Consider the following 23,376-nt stretch of genomic DNA (forward strand, 5'->3'; position numbering starts at 1 on the left):
GAAGAAATGGGGGAGTCAAATATACATTAAAGCCATTATAAAACAAGGGGTTACAGTTTCTAAATTATTAACAAATTGTTATTATCTTGCTTCCAATGAATACAGTAAAAACCTATACGCTTGAAGAAGCCAAACGTACTTTAGAGAATTTTTGCGCCTACCAAGAGCGTTGCCATAAAGAAGTGACCGAAAAATTGTATAAAATGCGCATGATTCCGGAAGCCACGGATGTGGTAATTGGTCATCTAATTGAACATAATTTTCTAAACGAAACCCGCTTTGCGCAAGCTTATGCAAGAGGGAAATTCAATATCAAAAAATGGGGTCGTCAGCGCTTGAAATTGGAATTGAAAAAGCGTGATATTAGTAAATTCAATATCGATTTAGCCATGAAAGAAATTTCAGAAGCAGATTATTACGAAACCTTCCAAGTCCTTTCCGAAAAGAAATTAAGACTGATTTCTGAAACCGACAAATGGAAAAAGCGCAAAAAACTAGCCGATTATTTACTCTATCGCGGTTGGGAAAGCCATCTGGTTTATGATAAAGTGGCAGAATTAATTCCATAAAAAAGCCTTCTATAAACTATAAAAGGCTTTTGAGATTTTATGTAACTATAATCTATAAATTAAAAGTAGCTCCTAAATTCATAGAGAATTGATTGTTTAATTCTTCCGCAGGTGTTAAATCGTCACTATTGTATTTGGCAATAGGAAACTGTGCTTCTGTATAAATACCAAATCCAGATGTAAAGAAATAACGCGCACCAATATGGCCACCAAAATTCTTTAAACTGAAACTTAATCCAGGATACAAATCAAAATTTTCGTCAATTTTTAAAACGTTTCCAATATTCGCATTAAAACGTGCTTTTAAGTCGAAACGGTCGTCAAAACCTGCTTTTTCAATAAGCGTATTTCCAAAAGGATCTTTTACACCATCTTGAAGTTCGCTAGAAATTCCTAAAGCATAGCTTGAGCTGACACCTACCGAAATATTTTCACCTAAACCATAATCATAGCTTAAGTTTAAACCTGTAGCGTGAGACTGAAAGTTAGCACCTACTTGAAATTTTTGGTCACCACTACCAGAAAATGCTTGTGCATTTGCAAATGAAACCGTTAATATAGCTACTACAACTAATAATTTTTTCATTGTATAAATATTTAAAATTTAGGATGCAAAGATATTAATAAATTTACCAATGAATTGCTTTGAAAAGCTTAAAATTAAGGTATTACTAATAGTGTTGTTTTTTTTTGAAATGATTTTGGCTCAAAATAAAAAGTTGTGGCTCTTTTAAAATAATAGATGTTTGATTCAAAAAAACAACCATATTCTAATACAAAAAGCTCGCAAAAAAATCCGATTTTGGGTTCGGTATAACTCCGACCTAACTCCGACCTAACTCCGAGGGTAGTCCGAGCGTAGTTTGAGTGACGATTTTAGTGTTAGGAAGTACAAAAAAAGAAATTTTATCGGGCGTATATCTATCAAGATTTAAAACCATGTAAATAGCAGTCTTTGTTTAATATTAAAAATCCATAACTTTTTATTTTGATCCATGAATTATAGTAGCTGAATACAAGAAGTTTTTAGGGTATTTTCAAAAGCTGTACTAAATAAATTAAAGTGAATAGGGAATAACGTTTTATTTAGGCGAACTCATTTTTTTTCTATCCGAATTCGCGCTTGTTCATTTTTCCAATCAATCCACTTCTGACCTTTAATTTTTCGCATCAGATTATCAAAATTACGCATAATGGTAATATTATAAATTGCCTTGCCTAAATTTTTAGGATTTCGAGCAATAGCACGTAAACTCATGGAAAAACCTGGCGTTAAATACTTCATATAATGCCAATAACCTTCAGGCATATATAAAATTTCGCCATGATGCAATTTGGTTTTCCAACCTTCAGCATTTTTTAAAGCAGGCCATTTTTCAAAATCTGGGTTTGAAAAATCGATATCCTCTCTTGTTATTAAAGCGTGCGGCACTTTATATAGATGTTCATTTTGTTTCTGGTCAAATAAAATAATTTCCTTTTCACCCTGAAAATGAAAGTGAAAAATATTGGCCAAATCTATATCGTAATGCATAAAAGTATAGGAATCCTGACCGCCAAAAAATAGCATAGGCAAACCTTTCATGAGTTTTAACCCAAAATCAGGATAGGTGAAATCATTTTGAAGCTGGGGAATTTCTTTTAAAATATTCCAAAGAAAAATACGGTATTTAGTCGGTTCTTTTTTAAGCAAATCAATGTATTCGCTCATTTTCATTTCGGCATGAGGCTGGTTAAAACCATCCTTAAAATCTACAGGTCTATCATCATAAAGCGGTACCGTTATACCACCTGCCACAGATTTAATGTAGTCTAAATTCCATTTGGTATAAGCCGGCCAATCTTCTATAAATTGTTCAATAACCACAGGTTTTTGTGGTTTGAAATAATGCTTTATAAAATCCGCTTTTGTTATCGTTTTAACGCGCGGAATTGTCTGTAGGTTCCATGTCAATACTCAAAACTTTTAAGAACGTCAAAGTTAAGTAATTGTATATTAAGAAGCCTTATTTAAAACTGTATTTTAATCCGAATAGAGCCAAGCCTTTAGGTGCCGGAACTAAATTGGTTTCCGTATAATCTGCATTAAAAATGTTATTCGCCGTTACCGAAAATTCAAAAGCTTTAAATTCATAATTAATGCTGGCGTCATATACGTTATAACTTTCGCCAAGCGTACGCTCAGCATAGCGATATACGATAGATTGTGATAAATTTTTGAAGAATTGACTTCTAAAAGTCGCCACAAATTGATGCTTTAAGGAATTCACCGAATAGCGTGAAAAGTTGCTGGAAACATCTTTTAAATCTTCATCTAAATACGTATAGCTTAAACCCATATTTTGAGTGAAATTTGCTGCAAAAAAACCGTAATCTGTATTAACTTCAAATCCTCTGGTATTCATTTCTGAAATATTAGTGGCTTGCCATGGATCAGTTTCAACATCTTTCACATAATCTATCAATTTTCTAGAATCTCTGTTGAAAAATGCAGCGGAAACTCTTAAGCCATTTCGACTAAATTTTAGGCCTAATTCTTCTGAAATAGCTTCTTCAGGATCTAGGTTTTCGTTACCCAATTCCGTGGGACTTGTATAGTATAAATCCGTGTAAGTTGGTACCCGATAGGTATAACCAATATTTCCATAAAGTTGAAAATCATTAGAAATTTTATAACCAACATCTACACCTGGAAAGGCATGAAATTTGAAATCCGAGAAATAACTAACAGCCACACCAGGCGTTATTGAAAGCGCATCATTCAATAAAGAAAAACGGTGTTCTAAAAATAAATTGGTCGTAAAACGATTATGATTTCCTAGATTATTACTGGAAATATAGGTTTGAGATAAATCCACACCAAAACCCGTAATTCCTAATGTAGACGTGTAGGACGCATTTATTTCCGCACCAATTTTATTGGTAATATGTAAATTTCTATAACCGGTTGGATTATCACGATTAAACAGATACATATCTTGGTTTCGTCTCCAATAAATACGCGGTTTTAAAGTGAGTTTCTCTTTTGTTATTTCCGTTGAAAATCCAACTAAACTGGTTTGTGTTTCTTCATATTGATCTTTAGCAGATGGTGATGCATAAAAGCCATTCGCTCCAAATTTTCGCTCTTGGTAATTCGCTATAAATGAAATTGGCAAGTTGTTTTTATTGAAAATACTTTTTATAAAATAACTCTGATTATCATAATCGGTATTGTAACGGTACCCATCAGATAAATTCCGAGACACATGAATGATATGTGACGAATTTTCGAAATTGCTTCCAACGGTAACAGCTGCATTTTTTTGTCCGAATGATCCGCCTTGAACGCCCATTTGCACCGAATTATCAATTTGTTTTTTAGTCACAATATTAATAGCACCAGTAAAGGCATTTTGCCCAAACACACGAGCTGCAGGACCTTTTATCACTTCAATACGCTCAATAACGTCTAAAGGTAATGCCATATTTAAACTGTGGTGGCCCGTTTGGGCATCTTCCAATTTCATCCCATCAATAAGCAACAAGGTTTGATCAAAACTACCGCCACGAATGTACAAATCGGCTTGGGTGCCATCAGCGCCACGACGTCGAACATCAACACCAGCAACTTGTTGTAATAAATCGGCAACATTAGTTGTGGCGCTTTGTTTAATGTCGGCGCTCGTAATAATGGTAATAGTTCGGGAATTTTCTTTAAAAGGTAAATCAATACGACTCGAGGTGATAACAACCGAATCTAAATTTTGTTGTTGAGGTATTTCTTGCGCATGGCCGAAAAATGAAAAAATAGTAAGTAAAAGAAAAAATGGGTTAAATTTCATAATAGATTGAATTCTTGTTTTAAAAGATGGCAAAAGTCGTAACTTTCCGGATTACTAAACTAGTCCGCTTTTAAAACAATGCATAGTCCGGTTGATATTTTATTAAAGCAATTAATTCATTTTGAAAAAGGAAATGCTACAGCCATTTATATTCAAATTTCCCAGCAAATTATTAATGCTATTCAGAGAAGCTATTTAACGGAAGGAACTGCATTGCCCGGAAGTCGGAAATTGGGTGAATTGCTTTCTATTAATAGAAATACGGTTGTTGCTGTTTATGAGGAATTAGCGTCTCAAGGTTGGGTAGAAATATTACCAAACAAAGGCACCTTTGTATTAAAACCTGAACAAAAAACGGCAATAATAAAAGCCACTACCCAAGGTTTAGAAAAGTTAAGAGATTACCCAAATACAACAGGTTTTCCGTTCCAATCATCCTTTAATTTGGCATCCACAGGAGAGCATTCTATCAGTAAATATGTGATTAATGATGGTCAGCCTGACTTACGCTTACATCCTACACATCAGTTTTCTCGCTGGTATAGTGCGTCCATGAAACGTGCTACTTTAATATCAAAATGGAATCAAACTAATGAGCAATCAGCTACAACCTTCAACTTGCACTTGAGTAATTACTTAAATGCAACTCGCGGTTTCCATATTAAGTCTCATAATATTATGAGTACCCGAAGTACCGAAATGAGTTTATATATTGTGTCGCAACTTTTGGTAAAGCAAGGCGATGTGGTTATTGTGGGAAATTTAAGTCACTACAAATCCAATATGATATTTCAGCAAGCGGGTGCCAATATTATAACCATTCCTGTGGATGAACACGGGATTGATGTGGATTATATTCGTACGCATTTTACGAAGCGTAGTATTCGCTGTGTTTATGTTTGTGCTCATCGTGATTATCCAACAACGGCGACACTAAATGCTGAAAGACGGTTGAAATTATTACAACTGGCCAAACATTATGAATTCGCCATCATTGAAGATGATTTCGATTACGATTTTCAATTTGATGGATCTGCCATGTTGGCCATGGCCAGTTCCGATGCACATGGCGTGGTGATTTATTTGGGGAAATTAGGACAGTCGTTTTTTCCAAGTTTTCAAGTGGGATTTGTGGTAGCACCAGAAAATTTCATAAACGAAGCAAAAAACTATTTACAAATACTGGATAAGCAAGGTGATTTAATTCAGAAGCAAATGCTAACAGAGCTTATTAGTGAAGGAGAGATTCATCGTTTAATTAAAAAGAATATTACGGTTTATAAACAGAGACGTGATTATTTATGCCAATTGTTAAGCATGCATTTTAAAGAATTGGCTCAATGGGAAATTCCAGCTGGAGGTTTAGCGATTTGGTTGCGCTTTGAACCTAGAATTTCACTAGTTGAATTTGCGAAGAAAGCTAAAGAACTCGATTTATTTTTACCCAAAACAATCCTGTATCAAAATAAAAATATCTGCGCCATTCGGTTGGGGTTTGGGCATTTAAATGAAGCCGATATGGAGATTGTAATAGAAAAATTAAAATCAGCATATAATGCTGTTATCAGAAAAGCGTAGAGATTCTGAAAATTTCGAAAATATTTCTTACTATTTTTCTATAGGAAATTCCGTTTTACAAGCTTCACAACGGTAATTATATCGGGTATGGAAAGGCAAGGTTCCAAAGATGAATCCACCTAAAAACGCCAAAAAGGATTTCAAATCTTTAATAGTTGAAAATAATTCTACTTGAGTTTTATGGCAATTTGGACATGCAATAGCTTTGCCTTCGTTATCTAATGAATAACTAGAAATGGAGTTTAAAATTTCCATGGCTTCCTTTTCTTGCGCGCTATAAACTTTCAACTTAACGCCACCAATAGCGTTGCTTACAATAGGGTTGGTATTAATGGTATTATTGTCTAATAGAAAAACTGAAATACCATCCGCTTCCAAACGTCCTTTTATTATTTCTGCTTCCGAAGAATATTGAAATACCGCAATCGTTTTAAATGTATCGACCATAACAACAAAAATAATGAACTATTTAATAGAAGCTGCTATTATCAAAATTTAAAAATAAATTATTGTTATTCGATAATTTTTATATATTTGTTATTGTTAAACAATAATTTATATCATGAGAAAACTAATTATTTTAAATACTATAATTGATTTTATATGGATTTTAAGCTGCATTCCTATTCTGATATTAGGATTTGGATTCATTATTTATATGTTTTTCAATCCTGAAATTTTAGAAATTTGGCAAACAAATGGTTTCGATTCCAATGCACCTATTTGGATAAAACAGTTTGCAACTGTAATTTTCTATGGCATTGCATGTGGTTTAATCTTTGCTGTCTTTCTATTTCGAAAAACGCTGTGCTATTTTCGTAGGAAAAAGCCTTTTGATTCCTATGTGATAGAAAGCTATAATACAATCGGCAAGATTTTAATTGGCTTAAGTCTGTTTAGTATGGTATTCATGTTTATGATGCAATTAGTTTTTAATAGCAAATTGGTAATAGATTTAGGCGTGAGTCCGTATTTATTACTTTTGAGTCTCGGTTTGTTTTTTATGGTATTAAGTGAATCCTTCAAAATTGCCAAACACGCCAAAAACGATAGTGAACTAACAATATAATTATGGCCATACTTATAAATTTAGATATTCAATTGGCCAAGCGCGATATGAAAAGCTATGAACTGGCTGAACAAATAGGAATTACTACAGCTAATCTGTCAATATTAAAAACGGGAAAAGCACGCGCTATTCGGTTTTCTACGTTGGAAGCTATCTGTAAAGTTTTGGATTGCCAGCCGGCTGATATTTTGGAATATGTTCCCGATTAATTTTGTGAATTACTTTCGCGGAAAACGCGCCGTAAAAAACAATTTCGGTTATCTTTAGCGAATCTATGTTTTGGTATTTGATTAATTTCATAAATTACAGCTCACAAAATAATTCATGCCCATTTTAAAAATGAAAAAAAGGATTAATTTAGAAATAGTAATTTACTTAGTCTGGATGACCTTTGGATATATTGGTGGGTTTAATGCGTATTCCAAGGGCGCATTTGTGGAATGCGGCCTAATGGGCTTTATTGCTGTTATTAATACGGTTCTATTATTTAAAACTTTATTAAAAATAAAGAAAACCCATAAATTAATTGAGTGACATTAGTCAGATAAAATTGAGCGGGTTTAAGGTTCATCAATTACTTTTAAAATTCAAACCGTTTACTTAATAAATAGTAATTATTACAAAAGTTTAATACCATCCCCAATATGATACTTAATACCACAAAGAGTTTAACGTTTTACACACCAGATTTAACTACTGATGCTGGAGCTGTTTATTTAGACACAGGTATTTCCGCGGGATTTCCAGCGCCAGTTGAAGATTTTCATGAGGAACGCTTGTCTTTGGATTCCATGTTGGTTAAGAATAAAAAAACCACATTTTACGCACGTGTTTCTGGACAAAGCATGATTGATGCTGGATTGGATGATAATGACTTGCTAGTGATTGATAGAAGTCTAGAACCTATAAATAATAAAATTGCGGTTTGCTTTTTAGATGGTGAATTCACGGTTAAACGATTGCGTGTTGAAAAAGATGGTGTTTGGTTACAGCCTGAAAATGCATTATATCAGCCTATACGAATCACTTCTGATAATCAATTTATTATTTGGGGCATTGTTACCAATGTGATTAAAAAAGTATAATTTAGACCAACTATTCCAAAGTAAAACTACAAGTATTTATGGTAGAATTATCCGTATTAGATGTCTCATTAATTATTGTCTTTTTTGTAATCACGCTTTTTATAGGAATTTATGTTTCCAAACAATCAGGTAAAAGTGCTTCCGAGTATTTTTTATCAGGTCGAAATATGCCTTGGTGGTTGTTGGGCGTTTCAATGGTGGCAACTACCTTTTCTACAGACACGCCGAATTTAGTAACTGATATTGTAAGAACCAATGGCGTTTCTGGAAACTGGGTTTGGTGGGCTTTTTTACTTACCGGATTACTCACCGTTTTTGTATATGCTAAATTATGGCGAAAATCAGAAGTTACTACCGATATCGAGTTTTATGAACTACGCTACGGTGGCAAAGCAGCTCGTTTTTTAAGAGGGTTTCGCGCTATCTATTTAGGAATTATATTCAATATTCTAGCCATGTCGGCCGTTACATTAGCCGCCATTAAAATTGGTGCTATTATGTTGGGTTTGCAACCTTGGGAAACCGTAATCTATGCCGGAACTATAACCGTTATTTTTAGTGCCGTTGGCGGATTCAAAGGTGTTGTTTACACCGATTTTATATTATTCTTCACGGCAATGGCTGGTGCTTTAGGTGCGGCCTATTATTTAGTGGGCTTGCCAGAAGTTGGCGGATTGGAAGCTTTATTAGCTCACGAAAATGTAGCCGATAAATTAAATATTTTACCCGATTTTACAGATTCGGAGGCGGTGATAACCTTATTAATTATTCCCTTGGCTGTGCAATGGTGGAGTTCTTGGTATCCAGGCGCTGAACCTGGAGGTGGCGGTTATATTGCCCAACGTATGTTAGCCGCAAAAAATGAAAATCATGCTATTGGCGCAACATTCTTCTTTAATATTATGCATTATGCTTTACGTCCTTGGCCATGGATTATTGTGGCATTGGCTTCTTTAGTGGTGTTTCCAGATATAGCGAGTATTCATGAAGCCTTCCCATTAGTCGCCGAGGATAAATTGGGGCATGATTTGGCCTATTCTGCCATGCTAACCAAATTGCCAAGCGGTTTGTTAGGTTTGGTTCTAGCGTCTCTTGTAGCGGCTTATATGAGTACTATTTCTACGCATTTAAATTGGGGAGCATCCTATATAGTAAACGATTATTACAAACAGCAAATCAATAAAGATGCTTCAGAAAAACAATTAGTAGCTGTTGGTAGAATTGCCACCGTTGTTTTAATGGTTTTTAGCGCTTTATTAGCCTTGGTGCTCACGAATGCGTTGCAGTTATTCGATATTATTTTAATGTTTGGAGCTGGAACTGGATTGATATTTATTTTACGTTGGTTTTGGTGGCGTATCAATGCGTGGAGTGAAATATCCGCGATGTTTGTTTCTGGAGTTGTATCCATTATTTTGAATTTTACCGAATTAGGTCCGTATTTATTTGGAGATGCTGGTTTGATGCCGGGTTGGGCGAAATTTCCCATGATTGTGCTTGTAACCACTATTGTTTGGGTAGCGGTGACATTTTTAACCCAAGCCGAAAGTAAAGAAGTCCTGCAAAAATTCTATAAGAAAATTCAGCCTGGAGGTCCAGGTTGGGATAAAGTTGTTAACGAAGCACGCGCCGAGAATTTAGAATTGGTAGATAGCAAAGAAGGTTGGAGCGTTCCATCTGGAATATTAGCCATGTTGGTGGGTTGTGCTTTAATTTACAGCCTTATGTTTGCAACAGGTTATTATATTTATGGCGATTATTTCCATGCGTTAATACTCACTGGAGCCGCTATAATATTTGGTTTTATTCTAGTAAAACTTTGGAAGAAGATTCGTGTGAATGTATTATAAATAATTTTTAACTACTAATATGTCATAGGGATATTAAGTAGAGGCCGGTGAATTTTAGGTATGTAGATTTTTTCTCTATTCACTAAAAGCTAAAACATATAAAAGCAAAAAGACCTTACTAATGAGTAAGGTCTTTTTTTATGATGTATGAAAATGAATGTTTAATCGGCTAAAATAATAACGCGATTATCTTTCATTTCAAGTGTCCCAGAATTGATTTTAATAGTCAGCACTTTTTTGTCATCATTGTGTGGAATAACAGATGCGTGTAACTCATCAAAAACCAAGTGGCTTTGAGAATGTGTGTTAATTTTAATAGTTCCTTCTTTTAAAAGAGACACGATAGGAGCGTGGTTCTTTAGCATTTCGAATTCACCATTAATACCCGGCACAATTACAGAATCTACTTCTGAACTAAATAAGGTGGCCTCTGGCGATACAATTTCTAAATACATATTTTTTAAAGTATTCAGTATTCAGTGTTAAGTATTCAGTTGCTACTGCAAACTGTTACTGCAAACTGCGTACTAGTTTAAACTTCGGCAAGCATTTTCTCACCAGATTCAATAGCTTCTTCGATAGTTCCTTTAAGGTTGAAAGCCGCTTCTGGAAGATGATCTAAATCACCATCCATAATCATATTAAATCCTTTTATCGTATCTTTAATATCAACTAAAACACCTTTAAGGCCTGTAAACTGTTCCGCTACGTGGAAAGGTTGTGATAAGAAACGTTGAACACGTCTTGCTCTATTCACAGCTAATTTGTCTTCTTCAGATAATTCTTCCATACCTAAAATGGCAATAATATCTTGTAATTCTTTATAGCGTTGTAATAACTCTTTTACGCGAGTGGCACAATCATAATGCTCATGACCTAAAATATCTGCGGCTAAAATTCTTGATGTAGAATCCAATGGATCTACAGCAGGATAAATACCTAACTCAGCAATTTTACGAGACAATACGGTTGTAGCATCCAAATGCGCAAACGTTGTTGCTGGAGCTGGATCCGTTAAATCATCTGCAGGTACATATACGGCTTGAACAGAAGTAATAGAACCTCTTTTTGTTGAAGTAATACGCTCTTGCATCGCACCCATTTCAGTTGCTAATGTTGGTTGGTAACCTACAGCAGAAGGCATACGACCTAATAATGCAGATACTTCAGAGCCCGCTTGTGTAAAACGGAAAATGTTATCTACAAAGAAAAGTACATCTTTACCTTGCCCTTCACCAGCACCATCACGGAAATATTCAGCAATAGTCAAACCTGATAAAGCAACGCGGGCACGTGCTCCAGGAGGCTCATTCATTTGTCCGAAAACGAAAGTCGCTTTGGATTCTTTTAAAGCAGATTTGTCAACTTTCGTTAAATCCCATCCACCATTTTCCATAGAATGCATGAATTCATCACCATAACGGATAATTCCTGATTCTAACATTTCACGAAGTAAATCGTTTCCTTCACGTGTTCTTTCACCAACACCTGCAAATACGGAAAGACCACCGTGACCTTTTGCTATATTATTAATCAACTCCTGAATTAATACTGTTTTACCTACACCAGCACCACCAAATAAACCAATTTTACCGCCTTTTGCATAAGGCTCAATTAAATCGATAACTTTAATACCTGTAAATAAAACTTCAGTAGAAGTTGATAAATCTTCGAATTTAGGCGCTTGTCTGTGAATTGGTAAGCCAGCATCACCAGCTTTCGGTAAATTACCAATTCCATCAATAGCATCACCAATAACGTTAAAAAGACGTCCGTAAACATCTTCGCCAACAGGCATTTGTATAGGCGCACCAGTTGCAACAACTTCGGTTCCTCTACTTAAACCATCTGATGAGTCCATCGCGATAGTACGAACCATATCTTCACCAATGTGAGATTGTACTTCTAATACTAATAAAGATCCATCAGCTTTTTTAATTTCTAAAGAATCGTAAATTTTTGGAAGTTCAGCACCCGCTTGGAATGCAACATCGATAACTGGACCTACAATTTGTGCAACTTTACCTGTAACTTTTGACATTACTTATGTGTTTAATATTATGCAATTTAATTCAATGAAAACACCTACTGTTTTCGCGCTGCAAAGATATGAGTTTTAATTTAAAAAGCGTATGAAAAATAAGGGCTTTTTTTGAACTAAAAAACGCCCTCAATTTGAGAGCGTTTTTAAAATTATATTTTAAGCTGTTTTAGCGGAATGCTTTTGGGTAATTTGTTGGGAAAGTTCCAGAATCTAAAAGATTACCAGATGCTTCAAAATTACTTCCATAAGTGGCATCAATGGCTTTCATCATTTCATTAGCCATAATTGCATAACCTCTAGCGGTTAAGTGTATGCCGTCTAAACTAACCAAACCACCTCTTACTAAAGCTGTTGTGTATATATAGTTTCCAGACGAATAACCTGTTGTAGAAGCTTGTTCTAAAATACCTTTAAAGTCTACCAAAGCTAAACCTTTAGTGCCTGCTGTAGATGTAATAGTTGAGTTGTAGGCATCAGTTGCTGTTTTAATAGCTAATTGCTCACTTGGAATTAATACCCATTTATCTTCTAAAGGTAAAGTAACACCTTCTACAGAAAATTGGCCTGCTACTGCAGCAGGTAAACCTTGTGATACTAAAAAGCCAGCATAAGCTTGATTTACCTTACCAATAATATTACTACTTGGTAAAACAAATAAATCTGCTTCTGTTGCTTGTCTAGACTGTCCATAAGTTTGACCTAACAAAGCGGCTACAACTGGTGCAGCGGCCGGAGGTAAACCAAATTGCGCAACAAATGCAGGAAATGTTGGACTTGCATTTAATTGTGCCGTTATGATAGCTGAAATATCAGCCAACGATTCATCTTTAATGACAACAGGACTCGCTTCCGTAGTAGAAAATACAATAGCGCGTGTAGGATCTACAGCGTTAAAAATTGGATTTAAAGCACCAAATACGTTATTTAATGTTGGAATTTGAGGTCCGAAATTTGGATCAGTAGGATCTAGTGGATTATAAGGAACCGTTGTAAAGTGTGCTAATGTTGCAATATAAGGTACATTTGCAACAACACCTTTAGCACCATTTGATGTTAAAGCATCTACGGCTGCATTAAAAGCAGACGCAAATACAACAGGATCTGTAATATCATTTCCACCATAAGTTGCTGGATTATAATTACCTGTTTGATCCACACCCGATCCACCGGAAATAGCGTAACTCAATACATCATTTCCACCAATTTCTGATAAGGTGAAAAATGTTGGGCCTTGTGCCATAGCATCACCAAGTACTGTTGCACCTGGGCTTGACGCCATTCTTCCAAAATATGGATTTGCCATTCCGTAACCTGCAACACCTAAATGAAAACTTTTAAGACCTGGAATACCAAAGTTGTTAAAAGACCCATTTAAATTAGTTGTTGCCTCCGTTGTCGGTGTGTCGGGAAGAACTTCTGGACCTGCTCCGTTAAAAAACAATCTTGGTTTAAAACCTCCGTTTGGATCTAACGCACCATTAAATAATAAGCCACCAATATTATCATTCATTAAAGGAAGTGTAAAAGCACCACCACCAACTAAAGCGAATTTTTGCGATAGCATGTTTGGAAATGAATTTTGTTGGGCAGCTATAAATAAAGCATTATCAGTAAAACCTGCGGAGAATGAAGCACCAACGGCTACATACTTGGAGAAGTTAGCCTCACCAGCAACTAATGCTGATTTTGGCTGTTCTTGATTAGATGTTCCATCATCATCACTGCTACAAGACGATAAGGTAATCGTCGCGGCAAGAAGACACATATATTTTATATTTCTTGTTATCTTTTTCATGAGTTTATAAGTTGTTAATTACTATTGAAGCATAATACATAGAACCTATGTAACCTGTACCGATAGCTGTGAAATACTCATCGCCAAGTACGTTGGTAGCACCTACTTTTATTATAGATTTAATTTTAGGTATTGTATAACTAATTTGAGCATCTATCGTATGGTAAGCTGGAATGTCTCCATCGCCAAAAGTTGCTTGCCAGAAGTAAGAATCACTCCATCTCCATGCTAAATTGAATCCTAAATTCTTAACAACATTCGTGTTACCAAATGCCATTTTCACTTTGTGCTCTGGTGTGTTAAAACTTGTTCTGAAATCTGGATATTTAGCTTGGTCAAACGCTTGTTTTGTAAATGTGTAGTTGGCGCTTAAATCATAGTTTCCAAAAACTTTAGTAGATAAACCTATAGCAGCACCATAAGACTCAATACTTGCTTCTGAATTCGTATACGTTTGGTAAGCTTCATAATCACCATTTTGCAATGCTAATAATGATAAGGTGTTATCTCCAACTTGACCATATAAAGGAACTACTACAGTTTCGTTTGAAATAAAATCAGAATAGGAGTTGAAATACACACTGGCATCAACAATTAATCCATTCAATTTCCCACGATATCCAACTTCAATTGACGTTACTTGTTCTGGCTTCACAATAGCAACATCAGAAGCAACTGGTGCACCATTTTGAACAGAGTTTAATGTAAAGGAGTTTTCATAAGCATCACGTCCAGTAATTATAGATGAAGAGCTTTGACCTAATAATTGACCACTTGCACTTACTGGATATGTTCTAATATCACGATCTAGATTTGATTCAGCTGAACCTACTAATACAGCACGACCAGAATCTAAACCAATAAATAAATCTTGAGTTGTTGGATTTCTAAACCCAGTTTGAAAAGATGCTCTAATGTTGTGGTTTTGGTTAACTGTAAAACCAGCAGAAATTCTTGGTGATAAAAATCCTTCGAATAATTCAGATTTATCATAACGTAAAGATCCTGTTAATTTTAATTGAACACTTTCGTTAATGTCTAATTGCTTTTGGATTTGAGTGTAGATTCCAAATTCAGAATACTGTATAGAACCATCATAATCTGTATAAATAGTACCAAATGAGTTCAAATCATATTGTCTGAAAGATCCACCTATTTGAATTTCAGCAAAATCAATTACATGACTAAAATTGTAGTTAGCATCAGAATGGTAATATGTAGAAGCATCACGGAATTGAGATCCTTGAGTTAAATCTGAATCTGCAATTACAGTGTTAAATGCATTTTGGAAAGCTGGAGTTCCAGGAACTAAACGACCTGTATCTGCAGCTGTTCTTGCTATTTGATGTGCTTGCGTTTCTGAAGCACCACCTAAAGTTGCGCCAGCGAAAGTACCTATATAGTCACCAAACCAATCTTGATCGCTCTTCCAAGCTCTATTGATGTTGATACCCGTAAATACCATATCATAAGAATCACCTGCTTTATCAGATACTACATAACCTCTAATAAAGAAGTTATCATTTTTCAGTTCTATTTTGTGTTGTTGTTGGGTGAAGTTATCAATGTTGTAACGGTTTGTACCTTGGTAAATAGTTGTACCAGTACCAATTTTACCAACATAGGCAATTTCGAAATCGGTTGCGAAAGGTCTATAATATAAACCCCAGTCAGCTTTTACACTTTCCGCGTTATAATCCGTTAATTCACGTTCTTCGTAACCTGTTCTACTAACTACAACATTTGGAATAATGCCTAAACCACCTGAAGCAGCTCTAATGTTCGTAGAAACTTCATCACCATATATGTTATAACCATCATAACCTACAGAAGATCTAGTAGCACCTGATCCTGGTTTCCCAGCATAGTTGTCAGCAACCCAATCCGTTCCTTTTAACCAACCAAAATTTACTTTGGCTGCAAACTTATCTGAAAATTTATGAGCCATACGGATTCCAACATCTGTATAACTGTTATCTCCGGCTGCATCTTGAGATGTAATACCTCTTTTTACAAAACCACTGATGCCTGCATGATCAAATGGGTTTTTACTACGCATAAATAAAATACCGTTAAAAGCATTCGCACCATATAAGGCAGATGCTGCTCCAGGTAATAATTCAACGCTTAAAACATCCGTTTCAGTCATGCCTACTAAATTTCCAATTGGGAAGTTTAGTGCAGGCGTGGAGTTATCCATTCCATCTACTAATTGCATAAAACGTGTGTTAGAAAAAGAAGCAAAACCTCTAGTGTTAATAGATTTAAATGTTAAACTGTTGGTGTTAACATCTACACCTTTTAGGTTTTCTAAACCATCATAAAAGTCAGCAGAAGCGGTATTTTTAATCTCTTTTAATCCGAAACGCTCCACCGTTACAGGTGATTCAAATATACGTTCTGGAGTTCTAGAAGCAGATATAACAACTTCATCTAAAGAGGTTCCTTCAGTTAGAACTAATTTAATTGAATCGCTACTTGAAGCTACTTCTTGGGAAGAAGATTGAAATCCTACACTACTTGCTTGAATAGTAAAAGGCGGACTTTGTGTAACTGTAAGTGAAAATGCGCCATCAAAATCGGTTATAGTCCCCGTTGATGTACCCATTACAATGACATTTGCGCCAGGAATAGGTTGTTCATTTCCATCTACAACTGTTCCTGAAATTGTTGTTTGGGCAAAGGTTATTGCGCAGGAAAACAACAATAAAATTGAAAGAATTGATCTCATTTTTTTGTTAGAGTTAGTTATTATATCAGCAATATAGATAAATATAACAAAACTTAACAAAAAATTATAATAAATTATGCACGCATAACAAAGAATTCCATAATGATCAGATCGTTATGGAATTCTTAATATAAAAATGCATTGAAAAATTGATTATTCTACCGTTACAGACTTGGCCAAGTTACGTGGCTGATCTACATCTCTGCCTAGCATTACTGCAATATGGTATGATAACAATTGAAGTGGAATAGTGGTTAAAAGTGGAGAAAGAGATTCCAAAGTTTCTGGAACTTCAATAACATGATCCGCTAATTGTTTCACATTCGTATCACCCTCAGTTACAATTCCGATAATTTTACCTTTCCTAGCTCTAATTTCTTCAATGTTACTAACTACTTTTTCATAATGACCCTTTTTAGTTGCAATAACAACAATGGGCATTTGTTCATCAATTAAAGCAATTGGTCCGTGTTTCATTTCGGCAGCTGGATAACCTTCTGCGTGGATATAGGAAATTTCTTTTAGTTTTAATGCACCCTCCAAAGCAACAGGGAAATTATAACCTCTTCCTAAATACAAACAGTTTTTGGCATTTTTATAAATTGCAGCTACCTCTTTAATATGTGCATCAGACTGTAAGGCTTTTTCTACTTTCTCTGGGATTAATTCTAATTCTTGCAAGTGATAATGGAAATCGGAATTAGAAATAGTTCCTTTATGTTTCGCTAATTTCAGAGCAATTAAAGTTAACACAGTAATTTGTGTTGTAAATGCTTTGGTTGAAGCCACACCAATTTCTGGTCCTGCATGCGTATAAGCGCCGGCATGTGTTTCGCGAGCAATAGATGAGCCTACTACATTACAAACGCCAAAAACAAAAGCACCATGAGATTTTGCTAACTTTATAGCGGCTAAAGTATCTGCCGTTTCACCAGATTGTGAAATAGCAATAACCACATCTTTATCTGAAATCACGGGATTTCTGTATCTAAATTCCGAAGCATATTCTACTTCAACAGGAATACGTGCTAAATCTTCAAAAATATATTCGGCTACTAAACCAGCATGCCAAGAAGTTCCACAGGCAACAATTATAATTCTATTGGCGTTCATGAAACGTTCAATATTATCATTAATTCCGGCCATTCGGATAATGCCTTCTTTGGCTAATAAACGACCTCTGTACGTATCTCTGATAGCATTTGGTTGTTCAAATATTTCTTTGAGCATGAAATGTGGATAACCACCTTTTTCTATCTGCTCTAAATTCATTTGTAATTCCTGAATATAAGGAACCACTAATGAATCATCTTTGATTTTTCTAACCTTCATGGATTTTCCTAAACGGATAATCGCCATTTCTTCATCTTCTAAATACACCGCATTTTTGGTGTATTCAATAAATGGTGAAGCATCACTAGCAATAAAAAACTCATCCTCGCCAATGCCAACAGCTAAAGGACTTCCTAGACGAGCAATTACAATTTCGTCTGGTTTATTTTTGTCAAAAACAGCAATAGCATAAGCACCAATAACTTGGTTTAAAGCAATTTGAACCGCTTTTCCTAGCTTTACGTTTTCTTTAATTTTAACGTCTTCAATCAGATTTATTAAAACTTCGGTATCCGTTTCTGACTTAAAAGTATAGCCTCTAGTTGTTAATTCTTTTCGAAGTGAATCATAATTCTCAATAATACCATTGTGAATTATAACCAAATCTCCAGAATTGGAATAATGTGGATGCGCATTAACATCATTTGGAACACCATGAGTGGCCCAACGTGTATGACCAATGGCAATAGTTCCGTTTGTATTAATATCTTGAGCGACGCGTTTTTCTAAATCGGCCACTTTACCTTTTGTTTTACATACGTTTAAGTTGGTTCCATCAAAAATGGCAACACCAGCACTATCATAGCCTCTATATTCTAAACGTTTAAGACCTTGAATTACGATTGGATAAGCCTGACGATGACCTATATATCCTACAATACCACACATACTTTTTAATTATTAGGTTCGGTGTAAAAAATTTCGAATTTCATTTTTTTTGTTTCCGGCACACTTGGGTTACTACCATATAAAACAGTTCCTCTTGGTGATAAAACGGCGCCTACTGGTAATTTGCCGCCTGGAACATTCAGCACACCTGAATTTTCAGTTAAATTGATATTAGTTGTTACGTAAATACCTAATTGTAAATTGGTAGAATCTCGTAACAACACATTATTAATGTGTTCGGTTAAACGAAACTTGTAACTTGATCCTTTATTGTTACTATCACGCTTCAACCTTTTAGAATAGTTAACTCTAGAATTTAAAGGGTTTGTTGTGCTAACTGATGGATCTAAAAAGAAATCTACGATAGGTGTGTTGTTTTTTAAATCATAAAGCACAACACGCTCTGGTTCTTGACCGGAGTTATTAACTTCGTTTTGATTGACATATACCGTTAAATTAGCTTCGTTAATTAGCCATTTTCCTTTTTTACTTTTAAAATAATCTAAAGCTGGCACATTATTTCCTGATTCATCTTCAACAGTTCCAGAAAATAAATCTATGACAGCAAAGCTTCCTTCGCCACCTTTAAGAAATACATTATTATCACCATTAACTAAATCGGTGCTATTGGTAGCATTATCAATAATAGATGTAACGTTACTAGAATTTTCAATAGTATTAACACGTGTTCCAGAAAGATTAAGTGTCATTTTTCGTTTGTCACGAATGTCTATAGGGTTTCCACTAGCATCATCTTCAGTACCAGTTTTAGAACTGAAATTAATGACAATAGTTCCTTTAGAAAAGTCCATCATCGCCATATTTCCCTGGCCACCTAAATCTTCAACTCTAAAATATAAACCTCTAAAATAGTTTTTAAAGTTATTGGCATTACTCAATTCTGGTTGTGATTCAGGATCAGCAGAATTAAAGAAAAACAGATTATCCCAAAATTCATTCGTATTTAAAAGTTGCTCATATAAACTTGGTGGAATTCTACGCACCTCTTCTAAATCTTGCGTCTCTTCATTAATTTCGAAAATTGGAATACCATTTGAACTTGGTAAATATGAAGATTTAATAGCTAATGATTCCCCTAAATAATTATCAAAATTTATGCTTTGATTGGCGTTGGAATAAAATTTCTGTGGTTCAACTAATTCAGTTCCCGGGTCAAAATCACGTAAAAAATACGTGTTTTGAAAAATGGAAAGCTTAATAGCTTGGTTAGAACCAAATACAGAATCTAAAACATAGGTTGTATTTCCATTAGTATCTGTTCCGTCAACACGGGAATAATAAGGAATAGTTAGGTACACAGATTCCACACGTGGGTCTTCACCAAAATTAAACTCGAAAGTAGATGGAACAGCCTGAACCACCATATTAGCAGTTGTTCTACCGTAAACATTATCAAAATAAACACCTAATAAATTAGATGATAAATTATTGGTTTGAACGGGTTGCAACTTCTTATCATACATAACAGCAGGAAAAACTTTACCGTCTGTGGTGAAGTTTTTAATACCTTCTATTTCACTTTCAATAGTAGAAAAATCCTTTTCACAAGCTACCACCGTGAATAATAAACAGCCAATTACGGCTATGGATTTATAAAGCGTCATTGTTTTTTTCATAGTAATATTTTAGCACCAATTGGTTTAGCTTAATACTTTAGTATTGTAAAATTCGGCGTAGGCCTCACTAAACTCATCTTTGTGCTTGTAATCTAAAACAGGTTTATTAGAATCTTTTAAATGTTTTGTTAAATCTTCTGGAAGGTCTTCAGAACCTATAATTAAAGCATCAGAATAGTTGATGGCAACTTTCATGATATTATTATAAGTTGGTTTTTCCAGTATTTTAATAGCGTCTTCGTTTATGTTATCAAATTTGATTTTGTTAAACATATCTTCATTTAACGTACCATCAAAACTTTGATTGTATACAGAAGTCACTATTTTACTTTCGTTAAATAAAGGTTCATCTTTATAATATTCCTTTAAATAAAGTGGTAATAAAGAAGCTAACCAGCCATGAACATGTATAATATCTGGTGCCCAATTTAATTTTTTAACCGTTTCAATTACACCTTTTGCAAAGAAAATGGCGCGTTCATCATTATCTGGAAATAAATTTCCATCCTCATCCGTTAGCGTAGCTTTACGCTTAAAGTATTCATCATTATCAATAAAATAAACTTGAATACGCTCTTTTGGTATAGAAGCAACCTTTATAATTAAAGGCATATCCAAATCATTGATAACTAAATTGATTCCGGAGAGCCTAATAACTTCGTGTAATTGGTGTCTGCGTTCGTTAATGTTACCGTATCTTGGCATGAAGATTCGAATTTGACCACCCAATTGATTCACCATTCTAGGTGTTTCAAATGACATAGACGAAATTTCGGTTTCTGGTAAATAAGGAACTACTTCAGATGATACATATAATATCCTCTTATCTTTCATAATGTTAAATAGCTTTTGAAGATTCAAAATAAAAAACACGCAAAAGTACAAAAATTTATGCAGATTGCCTGTAAAATATTAAGTTTGCACGCGTTAAAATTATAATAGGTGACCATTTTTACAGAAAAAAAGCAAATTCAAAACTATTTGCGAGAACTCAAAGATAAGCAATTTAGAATTGGTTTCGTGCCAACCATGGGTGCATTACACCAAGGACATCTGTCATTAGTGGCAGAAGCACTGCGGCAAAATGACTATGTTGTGGTTAGCATTTTTGTTAATCCAACCCAGTTTGACAATGCTGCAGATTTAAAAAATTATCCACGAACCTTGGAGCGAGATACCCAACTTTTAGAAACCGTTTCTAAAAATGTGATTATTTATGCTCCCGAAGTTTCGGATATGTATGGTGATCAAACCAAAGCCGAACATTTTTGTTTTGACGGTTTAGAATTTGAAATGGAAGGCCGTTTTCGTGAAGGCCATTTTGATGGTGTTGGTACCATTGTCAAACGTTTATTTGAGATAGTAAAACCAGATCATGCGTATTTTGGACAAAAGGATTTTCAACAATTGGCAATTGTAAAAAAGTTGGTTGAAAAATATGGAATTCCTGTAATTATCCATGGTTGTCCAATTCTTAGAGAAGCTAATGGTTTGGCGTTAAGTTCGCGAAACGAACGCCTAAAACCAGAGTATAAAAATGCAGCACCTTTTATTTTTAAAACACTGAAATCTGCTAAAAAGCAGTTTGGCACTAAAAGTGCTAAATATGTTACGGAATGGGTGGAGAACGCGTTTAGAAATCAGGATTTATTAGAATTAGAATATTTTATAATTGCTGATGAAAACACCTTAAAACCAGTATCCCGAAAATCAAAAACCAAAACGTATAGAGCGTTTATTGTGGTCTATGCAGATGATATAAGACTGATTGATAATATAGCATTAAATTAATTATCTTTGCACATGCAAATACAAGTTGTAAAATCCAAAATTCACCGCGTAAAATGTACAGGTGCCGAACTTCACTACATTGGTAGTATTACTATTGATGAAGACTTAATGGAGGCCGCCAATATTATTCAAGGTGAAAAAGTACAAATCGTGAATAACAATAACGGTGAACGTTTAGAAACCTATTGTATTCCAGGACCGCGAAATAGTGGCGAAATTACGCTAAATGGTGCCGCTGCAAGAAAGGTATCGCCAGGCGATATTTTAATTTTAATGACCTACGCGACCATGGATTTTGAAGAAGCTAAAAGCTTTAAACCTGCATTAGTTTTTCCTAATGAAGAAACCAATTTACTGCAATAAACAGTGAATAGCACGTTAAAAAAATATCTTAAAATTATACTCCCAATTCTGTTGGGAGTTTTTTTAATAGGCTATTCTATGTCCAAAGTGCCCATTTCAGAATTGTGGGGCTATTTTAAAAGCGCCAATTATTTCTATATTGCTCTAGGTATGTTTTGCGGCTTTTTAAGTCACTTATCACGTTCTTACCGATGGTTATTTCAGTTGGAAGCTATGGGGTATAAAGCGAAATTTGCAAATAGTTTTATGGCTGTTTTTTCGGCATATCTTATTAATTATACCATTCCGCGCGCTGGTGAAGTGGCTCGAGCTTCTATTTTAACAACCTATGAAGGCGTGCCTTTTGAAAAGGGTTTTGGCTCTATTGTAGCGGAACGTTTTGCAGATTTAATCATGCTGTTAAGTATTATAGGCATTACACTCATTTTACAATTCGATTTTATTTCGTCCTTTTTTATAGAGCGTTTCAACCCAAGAAATCTCATTATTTATTTTCTAGTGGCTTGTTTACTTCTCACCATTTTTGTGCTATACATTCGAAAAAGTAAAAGCGGATTCGGCTTAAAAATTAAAAACTTTGTAAAAGGTTTAGCCGAGGGTGCTTTCAGTATTTTTAAAATGAAGAAAAAGTGGGCTTTTTTATTCCACACGGTGTTTATTTGGGTCATGTATGTTGCCATGTTTTACATTACCACTTTTTCAGTTGAAGCTTTAGGTGGTATTGCTTTAGGTGCTGTTTTAATTGGCTTCATATCTGCCACATTTAGTATCGCCGCCACCAACGGTGGTATAGGTTCATACCCTATAGCTATTTATGCAGCCTTTTCTATATTTGGCATTGCTGAAGCGCCAAGTTTGGCCTTTGGTTGGATAATCTGGACGTCCCAAACCACACTTATTATTTTATTCGGTGGTTTATCTTTACTTTATTTACCTGTTTTTAATAGAAATAAAACGGTAAAATCAGTCGATTCCGAGTAAGACCTGCTCGTATTTTATTTCTAATAGATTAAATAACTTAGGCTTATTTTCATAACTT

General features: G+C 34.8%; 20 protein-coding genes. 9 read left to right on the forward strand and 11 right to left on the reverse strand.

What is annotated here, in order from left to right; all coding sequences use genetic code 11:
- The first annotated feature begins 95 nt into the window (after positions 1–95).
- Positions 96–569 (forward strand): regulatory protein RecX, encoded by a 474-nt coding sequence (locus ES674_RS03610; RefSeq protein WP_148402610.1) that lies wholly within the window; start codon positions 96–98, stop codon positions 567–569.
- Positions 570–621: 52 nt separating this feature from the next.
- Here ES674_RS03610 and ES674_RS03615 read toward each other — a convergent pair whose 3' ends face one another.
- The 3 genes from ES674_RS03615 to ES674_RS03625 all read right to left on the reverse strand — a co-directional run bounded on the left by ES674_RS03615 (position 622) and on the right by ES674_RS03625 (position 4,393).
- Positions 622–1,155: a DUF6646 family protein gene (locus ES674_RS03615; protein ID WP_148402611.1), complete on the reverse strand. Its 534-nt coding sequence runs from the start codon at positions 1,153–1,155 to the stop codon at positions 622–624.
- A gap of 510 nt (positions 1,156–1,665) precedes the next feature.
- Positions 1,666–2,523, reverse strand: coding sequence for a cupin-like domain-containing protein (locus ES674_RS03620; RefSeq protein WP_148402612.1), 858 nt, complete (start codon positions 2,521–2,523; stop codon positions 1,666–1,668).
- A gap of 52 nt (positions 2,524–2,575) precedes the next feature.
- Positions 2,576–4,393 (reverse strand): TonB-dependent receptor plug domain-containing protein, encoded by a 1,818-nt coding sequence (locus ES674_RS03625; protein ID WP_148402613.1) that lies wholly within the window; start codon positions 4,391–4,393, stop codon positions 2,576–2,578.
- A gap of 78 nt (positions 4,394–4,471) precedes the next feature.
- Between ES674_RS03625 and ES674_RS03630 the strand changes: the two genes are divergently transcribed.
- Positions 4,472–5,971: an aminotransferase-like domain-containing protein gene (locus tag ES674_RS03630; RefSeq protein WP_148402614.1), complete on the forward strand. Its 1,500-nt coding sequence runs from the start codon at positions 4,472–4,474 to the stop codon at positions 5,969–5,971.
- 30 nt (positions 5,972–6,001) lie between these two features.
- Here the strand turns inward: ES674_RS03630 and ES674_RS03635 are convergent, their stop codons facing one another.
- Positions 6,002–6,418 (reverse strand): putative signal transducing protein, encoded by a 417-nt coding sequence (locus tag ES674_RS03635; RefSeq protein WP_148402615.1) that lies wholly within the window; start codon positions 6,416–6,418, stop codon positions 6,002–6,004.
- 115 nt (positions 6,419–6,533) lie between these two features.
- Here ES674_RS03635 and ES674_RS03640 point away from each other — a divergent pair, with 115 nt between their 5' ends.
- From ES674_RS03640 to ES674_RS03655, 4 genes are all read left to right on the forward strand, one after another.
- Positions 6,534–7,040 carry a DUF2975 domain-containing protein gene (locus ES674_RS03640; RefSeq protein ID WP_148402616.1) on the forward strand — a complete coding sequence of 169 codons (507 nt, stop codon included), beginning with the start codon at positions 6,534–6,536 and terminating at the stop codon, positions 7,038–7,040.
- 2 nt (positions 7,041–7,042) lie between these two features.
- Positions 7,043–7,249 (forward strand): helix-turn-helix domain-containing protein, encoded by a 207-nt coding sequence (locus ES674_RS03645; protein WP_148402617.1) that lies wholly within the window; start codon positions 7,043–7,045, stop codon positions 7,247–7,249.
- A gap of 435 nt (positions 7,250–7,684) precedes the next feature.
- Complete coding sequence (locus ES674_RS03650; protein WP_148402618.1) at positions 7,685–8,125, forward strand: LexA family protein; 441 nt, start codon at positions 7,685–7,687, stop codon at positions 8,123–8,125.
- Positions 8,126–8,163: 38 nt separating this feature from the next.
- Positions 8,164–9,975, forward strand: a complete 1,812-nt coding sequence (locus tag ES674_RS03655; protein WP_148402619.1) for a sodium:solute symporter family protein — start codon at positions 8,164–8,166, stop codon at positions 9,973–9,975.
- Between the two features lie 161 nt (positions 9,976–10,136).
- Here the strand turns inward: ES674_RS03655 and ES674_RS03660 are convergent, their stop codons facing one another.
- From ES674_RS03660 to ES674_RS03690, 7 genes are all read right to left on the reverse strand, one after another.
- Complete coding sequence (locus tag ES674_RS03660) at positions 10,137–10,430, reverse strand: F0F1 ATP synthase subunit epsilon (protein WP_148402620.1); 294 nt, start codon at positions 10,428–10,430, stop codon at positions 10,137–10,139.
- 77 nt (positions 10,431–10,507) lie between these two features.
- The gene (atpD, locus tag ES674_RS03665; protein ID WP_148402621.1) at positions 10,508–12,016 is read right to left on the reverse strand and encodes a F0F1 ATP synthase subunit beta; all 1,509 of its coding nucleotides are present in this window, start codon (positions 12,014–12,016) and stop codon (positions 10,508–10,510) included.
- Positions 12,017–12,185: 169 nt separating this feature from the next.
- Complete coding sequence (locus ES674_RS03670) at positions 12,186–13,814, reverse strand: SGNH/GDSL hydrolase family protein (RefSeq protein ID WP_148402622.1); 1,629 nt, start codon at positions 13,812–13,814, stop codon at positions 12,186–12,188.
- A 4-nt stretch (positions 13,815–13,818) separates the two neighbouring features.
- Positions 13,819–16,545 (reverse strand): TonB-dependent receptor, encoded by a 2,727-nt coding sequence (locus ES674_RS03675; RefSeq protein WP_148402623.1) that lies wholly within the window; start codon positions 16,543–16,545, stop codon positions 13,819–13,821.
- A gap of 153 nt (positions 16,546–16,698) precedes the next feature.
- The gene (gene glmS, locus ES674_RS03680; protein WP_148402624.1) at positions 16,699–18,546 is read right to left on the reverse strand and encodes a glutamine--fructose-6-phosphate transaminase (isomerizing); all 1,848 of its coding nucleotides are present in this window, start codon (positions 18,544–18,546) and stop codon (positions 16,699–16,701) included.
- Between the two features lie 5 nt (positions 18,547–18,551).
- Positions 18,552–20,183: a DUF4270 domain-containing protein gene (locus tag ES674_RS03685; RefSeq protein ID WP_148402625.1), complete on the reverse strand. Its 1,632-nt coding sequence runs from the start codon at positions 20,181–20,183 to the stop codon at positions 18,552–18,554.
- Positions 20,184–20,207: 24 nt separating this feature from the next.
- A complete protein-coding gene (locus tag ES674_RS03690) occupies positions 20,208–21,017 on the reverse strand; it encodes a glycogen/starch synthase (RefSeq protein WP_148402626.1) in 810 nt (269 codons plus the stop codon).
- A gap of 108 nt (positions 21,018–21,125) precedes the next feature.
- On the opposite strand from ES674_RS03690, the gene panC reads away from it, so the two are divergent.
- From panC to ES674_RS03705, 3 genes are all read left to right on the forward strand, one after another.
- Positions 21,126–21,974: a pantoate--beta-alanine ligase gene (panC, locus tag ES674_RS03695; protein WP_148402627.1), complete on the forward strand. Its 849-nt coding sequence runs from the start codon at positions 21,126–21,128 to the stop codon at positions 21,972–21,974.
- Between the two features lie 12 nt (positions 21,975–21,986).
- The gene (gene panD / locus ES674_RS03700) at positions 21,987–22,337 is read left to right on the forward strand and encodes an aspartate 1-decarboxylase (RefSeq protein WP_148402628.1); all 351 of its coding nucleotides are present in this window, start codon (positions 21,987–21,989) and stop codon (positions 22,335–22,337) included.
- Positions 22,338–22,415: 78 nt separating this feature from the next.
- Positions 22,416–23,318, forward strand: coding sequence for a lysylphosphatidylglycerol synthase transmembrane domain-containing protein (locus tag ES674_RS03705; protein WP_394348487.1), 903 nt, complete (start codon positions 22,416–22,418; stop codon positions 23,316–23,318).
- Positions 23,319–23,376: the final 58 nt, after the last annotated feature.

This window comes from Bizionia myxarmorum (genome assembly GCF_008086205.1).
GTDB classification, from domain to species: Bacteria; Bacteroidota; Bacteroidia; order Flavobacteriales; family Flavobacteriaceae; genus Algorimicrobium; species Algorimicrobium myxarmorum.